Below are 8,437 nucleotides of genomic sequence, written 5' to 3' on the forward strand. Positions count from 1 at the left end.
AGGACGTCCCGGCGGCGGTGGCCGCGGTCCGGGCCGTCCAGGCGGCGCTCCCGGAACCGGCGGTCCCGGTGCAGGCGGCGGCGCTCCGGCCGGCGGCGGCTTCGGCAAGGGTGGTCGCGGTCGCGGCGGAACCCAGGGTGCCTTCGGTAAGGGCGGCGCAGGCCGTGGCAAGCAGCGCAAGTCGAAGCGTGCAAAGCGTCAGGAACTTGAGCAGATGAGCGCCCCGTCGCTGGGTGGCGTGAGCGTACCCCGCGGCGACGGCAACACCGTAGTCCGGCTTCGCCGTGGCTCGTCCATCACGGACTTCGCCGACAAGATCGAGGCGAACCCCGCCGCGCTGGTGACCGTGCTCTTCCACCTCGGTGAGATGGCAACGGCCACGCAGTCGCTGGATGAGGAAACCTTCGCGCTGCTGGGCGAGGAGCTTGGCTACAAGCTTCAGGTCGTCTCGCCGGAGGACGAGGAGCGCGAGCTGCTCAGCACCTTCGACATCGACTTCGACGCTGAGCTGGAAGCAGAAGGCGACGAAGACCTTGAGGCACGTCCTCCAGTAGTCACCGTCATGGGCCACGTCGACCACGGTAAAACCCGCCTGCTCGATGCCATCCGCAAGTCCGACGTCATGGCGGGCGAGCACGGCGGCATCACGCAGCACATCGGTGCCTACCAGGTCACGCACAACCACGAAGGCGAAGACCGCAAGATCACCTTCATCGATACTCCGGGCCACGAGGCGTTCACCGCCATGCGTGCCCGTGGTGCGAAGGTCACCGACATCGCCATCCTGGTGGTCGCAGCGGACGACGGCGTGATGCCGCAGACCGTTGAGGCCCTCAACCACGCCCAGGCGGCCAACGTGCCGATCGTCGTGGCTGTGAACAAGATCGACAAGGAAGGCGCCAACCCGGACAAGGTCCGCGGCCAGCTGACCGAGTACGGACTGGTTCCCGAGGAATACGGTGGCGACACCATGTTCGTGGAGGTCTCTGCCCGCCAGAACCTCAACATCGACGAGCTGCTCGAGGCTGTCCTGCTGACCGCAGACGCTGCCCTGGACATGCGCGCCAACCCGAACAAGGACGCCCGCGGTATCGCGATCGAAGCCAACCTCGACAAGGGCCGCGGTTCCGTGGCCACCGTCTTGGTCCAGTCCGGCAGCCTGCGCGTCGGTGACACGATCGTTGCCGGTACGGCCCACGGCCGTGTCCGTGCGATGTTCGACGACGACGGCAGCGCCCTGACCGAGGCCGGCCCGTCCCGCCCCGTCCAGGTGCTGGGTCTGTCCAACGTGCCGCGCGCCGGTGACACCTTCTTCGTGACCGCTGACGAGCGCACCGCCCGCCAGATCGCCGAGAAGCGTGAAGCAGCCGACCGCAACGCCGCCCTGGCCAAGCGCCGCAAGCGCATCAGCCTGGAAGACTTCGACCAGGCCGTCGCCGAAGGCAAGATCGACACCCTCAACCTCATCCTCAAGGGTGACGTGTCCGGTGCCGTGGAAGCCCTCGAGGACGCGCTGCTCAAGATCGATGTCGGCGAGGGCGTCCAGCTCCGCGTTATCCACCGCGGTGTCGGTGCCATCACGCAGAACGACGTCAACCTGGCAACGGTCGACAGCGCCGTCATCATCGGCTTCAACGTCAAGCCCGCCGAGCGTGTTGCCGAACTGGCAGACCGCGAAGGCGTGGACATGCGCTTCTACTCCGTCATCTACGCAGCAATTGATGACATTGAGATGGCCCTCAAGGGCATGCTCAAGCCGGAGTACGAAGAAGTCCAGCTTGGTACCGCCGAGGTCCGCGAGGTGTTCCGTTCCTCCAAGTTCGGCAACATCGCAGGCTCCATCGTTCGCTCGGGCATTATCCGACGCAATACGAAGGCACGCATCAGCCGCGACGGCAAGATCATCGGTGACAACCTCACCGTTGAGACGCTCAAGCGCTTCAAAGACGACGCCACCGAGGTCCGCACGGACTTCGAGTGTGGTATCGGTCTTGGTTCGTACAACGACATCAACGAAGGCGACATCATCGAGACCTTCGAGATGCGCGAGAAGCCGCGCGTCTAGTATTCGTCTAACGAATCAGAGCAGTGCCGGGTGGGGGCCGTTGGATTTTTTCCGGCGGCCCCGCCCCTTCGCTGGGTGGCCAACGTCTTACGACGTCGGCCACCCAGCTTCGGCAGGCCCGATGCCACTCCCTGGCCGCCGGAAAAAACCCAACGGGGGTCCGTCGTAGACTCGCCTTAGGTGCGTGGCATCAAAACCCAACATTTGTACGGCTACCGTTTCGGCGCAGTCGTACATCCAAATATTTAGGAGTGGAAATGGCTGATCCGGCACGCGCTGCCAAGTTGGCGCAGCGGATTAAGGTTGTTGTTGCAGAGGCCCTGGGCCGGAAGGTCAAGGATCCGCGGCTTGAGGGTATTACTGTCACTGATGCCCGGGTGACCAATGACCTGCAGCATGCCACCATCTACTACACCGTGTTCGGTGACCAGGCCGTGCAGGCTGATGCGGCGAAGGGCCTGGAGAAGGCCCGGGGTGTGCTGCGCCAGGAAGTGGGCCGCAACATCACCGTCCGCCTGACCCCCACGCTGGAGTTCGTTGCGGACCAGATTCCCGTGAATGCCTCCAACCTGGAGGAGCTGCTCCGCGCCGCGAAGAAGCGCGACGCGGAGGTTGCGGCCCTGGCGGAGAACGCCAAGCACGCCGGCGACGCCGACCCGTACAAGAGTGACATTCCGGCAGACGTTGAGATCGATGAAGACGACTTCGACGAAGAGGACACGGACCTTAGCGGCAACGACGACATCGATGAGGACCAGAGCAAGTAGGGTCACAGATAGCAGGCAGTACAGAAAAGGTGCGGCTGGATCCCCGGGATCCGGCCGCACCTTTCTTCGTCAGTCGTCCTTGTGCCCTGTCAGGGGCTGGGACACCACGCGGCCGTCCGGAGCCTTCATCGGTTCAGGCAGCGCATTCACCGTGGCGTACAGGGTGTCGCCCCTGAGATCCACGTCAGCGGTGAGCGTTGCCGAGAGCAGCACGCGCTGTTTCCGGTCATCGTCGGAGATCCTGAGCACGCCCTTCCCGAACAAAGATGCCACGTAGATGTTGCCGTCGTGGTCCGCCTCGATGCCGGTCGGCGACATCACGTGGTCGGCAAACAGCCTGACCGTCCCGTTGTGCGGGTGGACCTTGTAAACGGCGCCGCGGGCGCCGAGGGCCGGATCTTCAGGCCCGCCGGGGAGCAGCGACACATACAGCCAGCCGTCCGGACCGCGGGTGACGTCAGTGGGAACCGGCTCGAACCTGTACGTGTGCCCCACGATGCAGGCCGGCATCTTCAGTGCCGCCGCCTCCGCCGCAGTGAAACGGTGGGGGCGCGGCGGCAGCACGGCGACGGTTTTGGCCTTGCCGGACTTCACATCGACGGAAACGATGCTGTTGGCTCCCGCATCGGCCACGTAGACGGTATTACCGGAAATTTCGATGCCGTAGGGATGGGAATCGACGTCGCCCTTGTAGGAGATCGGTACGTCCTTTGGCAGCTTGGCCGCGCAGGTGGACGGCAGGTTCCGGAAGCCGTACTGGGTGGCGCCGTCGGCATTGTGCTTATTCTCCAAGGCAGCGAGATCGCCAAAAGTGCGGTGCTTGCCGTCGGTGCCGATGCTCCGGATGTGCCCGGCCAGCGGGCGGGGATCCATGGGCCCGGCCCCCTGGCTCTCGGCGAAGTAGATCGTTCCGCGCTGCCGGTCGGCGCCCGCCACGTCCCAGGCAGGGTTGTTGTAGACCACGGACCGGGCTCCGTTACGGGCGATCCGCACCAGACGGCCGGCGAACTCTTCGCTGACGAGAACCGAGCCGTCGTACCCGGCGCTGACGTGCAGGGGAGTCAGCAAGCCCTTCGCGAGGACCTTCGGGGCTGCAGGGGCGGCCCCGACAGCCGGGGCGGAGGAGAGAATGGTGGCGGTGGCGGCGAGGACGGCCAGGATAGATAGTTTCTTTTTCATGCTGCTGTCTCCAATGTCAATGGTGTTTATCCAGAGCATTGAGACCTGATATTTGGCCCGTTGTGGGTTCCCCCGACGCGCGCATTCTAAGCCCGGGAATTGACCACTGTCGATGGCGGAAAACAAGTCGCCCACCGTGGGCCCGGCATGACCACCCGTCTGGCTATGATCAGATCATGCCTGCACAACCGACCGAAGCAGATGTCCTCGAATACCTGACTGAGGCAGTCGCCCTGGCCGAGAGGAACGTGGCGGCCGGGGGAGGACCTTTCGGTGCACTCGTGGTCACGGCCGACGGAACGGCGCACGAAGGCGTCAACCGCGTCACCCGGGACAACGACCCCACGGCGCACGCGGAAGTGGTGGCCATTCGCGCCGCGGCTGCGGAAACCGCGAATTTCGATCTCAGCGGTGCAGTCCTGTACACCAGCTGCGAGCCGTGCCCGCTGTGCCTGGCGGCGGCGCTCTGGGCGCGCATCGACCGTGTTTACTTCGCTGCCGACCGTCACGGAGCCGCGGCCGCCGGGTTCGACGATGCGCTGTTCTACGAATATTTCGCCGGTACCCGGCCGGAGCTGCTGCCGGTCAGGCACACCCCCGTGCCGACGTCGGGCGCTCCCTTTGACGCATGGCTTACCAACGCCGAACGCACCGATTACTGACCCGGCTGGCTGCCCGTCCCGGTGACCGGTACTGCGCCGGCCGTCGCCGGCTCCCGTGCGGGGAGCCGGCTCACGCCCTCCACGAGGTCGGCCTGAGTGGCGCACAGCGCTATCCGGATCCAGCCCTCGCCAATGGATCCGAACGCCGTTCCCGGGGCAAACGAGACGCCGGACTCAGCCAGGAATCGCCGCACCCAGGACCGGACATCGCCGCCGCTCACGTGCGACACGTCGGCCCACAGGTAGAACGCCCCCTGCGCCGTGAGGAACGGGATGCCCTTGGAGCGCAGGAGGGCGGACGCGGCATCACGGTTGCTCCGGTAATGATCCCGCGCCTGCACCACGTAGTCCTGCGGCCCTGTCAGGGCGGCGAGCGCTGAATACTGCGACGGCGACGCCACGCAGGAGACGATCGCCTCCATCACGTTGTTCATCTGCTGCTCGAGTCCGGGCGGGCAGACGAGGGCACCGATCCGCAGCCCGGTCAGGCCGTAGGTCTTGGACAGCGTCAGCGACGTGAACACCCGCGCTTCACCTGGCACGGCACTGTCGAAGCGGGCCGGACTCACGTGCGGGACGTCGTACGTGAAGGCTTCATAGCATTCGTCCGAGATGATCCACAGATCGTGCCGCCGGGCCAGTTCCACGAGCTGGCGGGTCAGGTCCTCGGCCAGCACGGCCCCGAGCGGGTTCGACGGCGAATTCAGCATGAGGACCCGGGTCCGCTCCGTGATGAGTGCTTCGATGTCCTCGAGACGCGGCTGGAAGTCGTGTGCGGGATACAGCGGATACCCCACCGGCACGGCGTGAAGCAGCCTGCTCGTCATAGCGAACGTGGGATAGCCGGGATTGGGGATCAGGATCTCATTCCCCGGAGCGAGCAAAAGGCTCATGGCGAAGTGCAGGCCCTGCTGGGCCCCTTCAACCACGTAGACGCGCTCGGCACCGATGTCGGCACCGGACTGCTGGCGGAACCTTGCCGCGAAGGCTTCCCGCAGTGCGGGGATCCCGGCGTTCGGTGTGTAGTTCGTCTCGTCGCGGTCGAGGCATGCCATGCCCGCGTCCAGCACGTGCCGGGGGAGGGAAAAGCCCGGTTCCCCAATGCTCAGGACCACAGCGCCCGGCGTGCGCCACGCGGCCTCGGTGATCTCGCGGATCTGGTTGACGGGGACTTCGCGGACGTGCGCTGCAAGGTCGGGCATGAGTGCCATCCTAGTCCCGTCGTGCTTTTCAGCCGAGGGTGTTCACACTGCTTCGCCGGGGAGGTGCCCGGAGGCCGCGGAACCGGCCGCCTGTTGGCCCCGATACAATGGGAGGCGTGCTTTCTGGACTGGTAATAGTGGACAAGCCGCAGGGATGGACCAGCCACGACGTGGTTGGGCGTATGCGGCGGATCGCCGGTACCCGGAAAGTGGGGCATGCAGGAACATTGGATCCCATGGCAACCGGCGTGCTGGTGGTGGGAATCAACAAGGCCACGAGACTGCTCACCTACATCGTGGGAACATCGAAGACCTACACGGCAACCATCCGCCTCGGCGAATCCACCGTCACCGATGACGCCGAGGGCGAGGTGGTGGACACGGCCAGCGCGGCCGCTGTCACGGAGGCGGACATCCGCGCCGGAATCGCATCCCTGACGGGCGAGATCCAGCAGGTTCCCAGCAGCGTCAGCGCCATCAAGGTCAACGGAGAGCGCGCCTACGCCCGTGTCCGGTCCGGCGAAGACGTGAAGCTCGCGGCCAGGGCAGTGACCATCCACCGCTTCGAGGTACACGGCATCCGCCCTGACCGGGACGGCGCCGTGGTGGACGTTGACGTGACAGTGGAGTGCTCGTCGGGAACCTACATCCGCGCGCTGGCCCGTGACCTGGGCAGCTCGCTCGGCGTCGGTGGCCACTTGACGGCGCTGCGCCGGACGCACGTCGGGCCCTACTCCCTGGACCAGGCCCGGACCCTTGAACAGCTTGCTGACGACCTCGAAGTGCTCGACATATCCCAGGCCGCCCGTGCGCTCATGCCGAACCGGGAACTCACCGCGGAGGAAACCACCGAGATATCCTTTGGCCGCCGCATCGCCGCCGGTGCCCCGGCCGGCTCCGCGCAGTCGGCCACCGCTGACCGCCCAGCCGCCGCCTTTGCTCCCGACGGGTCCCTCGTGGCGCTGCTGGCGGACAGCGGCAGCTTCGCCAAACCGGTCCTCGTCTTCGCGCCCGGAACCGGCGGCGCCGCCAGCAGCGAGCAGGCCGGTTAATCGTGGACGCCTATTTCTACATCATCCTTGTCGTCGGGCTCCTGTCCACCGTCATCTGTGCCGTCGCGGGAATCCTGAAGAAGGCCCCCAACGATGTCACCATCCTGTCCGTGGCCGCCGTGGAGCTGGCCCTGCTTGTCTACCTCGTGGGCTCGATCGTCAGGGTCGTCGCCGGAGAGCCGATCGCCGGCGAGGCCTGGGAGTTCTGGGGCTATCTGCTGACTGCCCTGCTCCTGCCCGTCGCCGCGGTGTACTGGTCCATCCTGGAGCGGACCCGCTGGAGCAATTTTGTCCTCGCCGCTGTGGGAGTGACTGCCTTGGTCATGGCCGCGCGAATGAACCAGATCTGGTACTGAAGTGGAAGAAGCACGCAACGTGACAGCTACGTCCTCCGAACACACCGCCAAGCAGCCGGCTGACACCCGCAACACCGGACCGGGCCGCCTCCTCATCGCCGTCTACGCCATCTTTGCCATTTCGGCCACCGCCCGTGCGGGCTACCAGATTCTCACCAAGTTCTCCGAGGCTCCGCTGGCCTACGTGCTATCGGCTTTCGCCGCCCTCGTGTACGTCGTGGCCACTGTTTCGCTGGCGAAAGCCGGACGGACCTGGTTCCGGGTGTCGCTCGTCGCCGTGCTGGTGGAACTCGTCGGAGTGGTGGTCGTGGGTGCGCTGAGCATTTTCGACGCCGTCCAGTTCCCGCACGAAACCGTGTGGTCCTTGTTCGGGCGCGGCTACGCCTTCATCCCGCTCATCCTGCCAGTGCTCGGCCTGATCTGGCTCTACCGCCGGCGGCCGGCCCCGCTTGAGGCATAACGCCGCGACCCGTTTCTGCCGATTTTCCACGCGCGATGTGTTGGGCCGGCATGCCCGCGGGCGCTTAAACTGTCACACCCCTCCGGCAGAGTGTTCATATGGAAGCCATTGGGGAAGGCGAAAACAGTACGGCGGCACGGGCAGCAACGCCGGGCCGCCGTACTTCGCCGCTGCGCAGCGTCCCTGATTCAGGGGCTCTCACCCCTGCTTCCCTGGCCGGCGCACCCGCTGTGTCGGGCACTTCTGCGTCCGACGGCGGGGCTCCCGCCGGTTTTGGTGCCGCGGGCGTGGGTGCCGCGGGTTTTGGTGCTGCGGGCGGGGTAGCCTTCGCGGCCGGGGCGAGCGACTGCCTCGAACGCTGCCTGGTGCTGCTGGAGGCCGCTGCCGAGTCCGCACCCGGTGAGCTGGCCGTAGCGGGCTTCCCGGACGCCGCGGACTTCGCCGAGCTGGCCGAGGAGCTGTCCCGCCGGGGCGAGTACCTGCAGCTGCTCGCTGCTGCAGCCGTGGACCGCACCCGCACCGAGGCGATTAAGGCCGCCGGCCCCACCAGCAAAGCCACGGGCTGGACCACCGGCTGGGGCACCGAACCGCGTCCCGAGGACAGGGGCGCTGCCTCCGACACTGGCGCCATCCCTGAAGCTGCCACTGCGGTGGGTACGATCGCGGCAGTGCCCGGACGGGTGGTTTCCGCGGG

Annotated in this window: 8 protein-coding genes and 1 pseudogene; 7 read left to right on the top strand and 2 right to left on the bottom strand. The window is 66.2% G+C overall.

Translation table 11 applies throughout. The features are described 5' to 3' along the window. On the top strand, positions 1–2,065 hold a 2,065-nt coding region (infB, locus tag AC3A3W_RS00315), incomplete at its 5' end, for a translation initiation factor IF-2 (protein ID WP_487439903.1). 257 nt (positions 2,066–2,322) lie between these two features. Beyond that, entirely contained in the window at positions 2,323–2,832 is a 510-nt protein-coding gene (gene rbfA, locus AC3A3W_RS00320) for a 30S ribosome-binding factor RbfA (protein WP_487439905.1), read from the top strand. Between the two features lie 69 nt (positions 2,833–2,901). Here the strand turns inward: rbfA and AC3A3W_RS00325 are convergent, their stop codons facing one another. Next, entirely contained in the window at positions 2,902–4,011 is a 1,110-nt protein-coding gene (locus AC3A3W_RS00325) for a ScyD/ScyE family protein (RefSeq protein WP_487439906.1), read from the bottom strand. A gap of 176 nt (positions 4,012–4,187) precedes the next feature. Here AC3A3W_RS00325 and AC3A3W_RS00330 point away from each other — a divergent pair, with 176 nt between their 5' ends. Continuing rightward, positions 4,188–4,673, top strand: coding sequence for a nucleoside deaminase (locus tag AC3A3W_RS00330; RefSeq protein ID WP_487439907.1), 486 nt, complete (start codon positions 4,188–4,190; stop codon positions 4,671–4,673). Here AC3A3W_RS00330 and AC3A3W_RS00335 read toward each other — a convergent pair. Then, positions 4,667–5,875, bottom strand: coding sequence for a pyridoxal phosphate-dependent aminotransferase (locus AC3A3W_RS00335; protein ID WP_487439908.1), 1,209 nt, complete (start codon positions 5,873–5,875; stop codon positions 4,667–4,669). The two genes, AC3A3W_RS00330 and AC3A3W_RS00335, sit on opposite strands and share 7 nt — an antisense overlap. A 116-nt stretch (positions 5,876–5,991) precedes the next feature. Here AC3A3W_RS00335 and truB point away from each other — a divergent pair, with 116 nt between their 5' ends. The 4 genes and pseudogenes from truB to AC3A3W_RS00355 form a co-directional block, all read left to right on the top strand. Beyond that, positions 5,992–6,927, top strand: coding sequence for a tRNA pseudouridine(55) synthase TruB (truB, locus tag AC3A3W_RS00340; RefSeq protein ID WP_487439909.1), 936 nt, complete (start codon positions 5,992–5,994; stop codon positions 6,925–6,927). Positions 6,928–6,929: 2 nt separating this feature from the next. Then, on the top strand, positions 6,930–7,283 hold the full coding sequence (locus AC3A3W_RS00345; protein WP_487439910.1) for a hypothetical protein: 354 nt from the start codon (positions 6,930–6,932) through the stop codon (positions 7,281–7,283). Position 7,284: 1 nt separating this feature from the next. Further along, positions 7,285–7,743 (top strand): hypothetical protein, encoded by a 459-nt coding sequence (locus tag AC3A3W_RS00350; protein ID WP_487439911.1) that lies wholly within the window; start codon positions 7,285–7,287, stop codon positions 7,741–7,743. 98 nt (positions 7,744–7,841) lie between these two features. Continuing rightward, positions 7,842–8,437, top strand: a pseudogene (locus AC3A3W_RS00355) (HNH endonuclease signature motif containing protein); the annotation flags it as partial.

The organism is Arthrobacter sp. Soil_N43 (assembly GCF_057655195.1).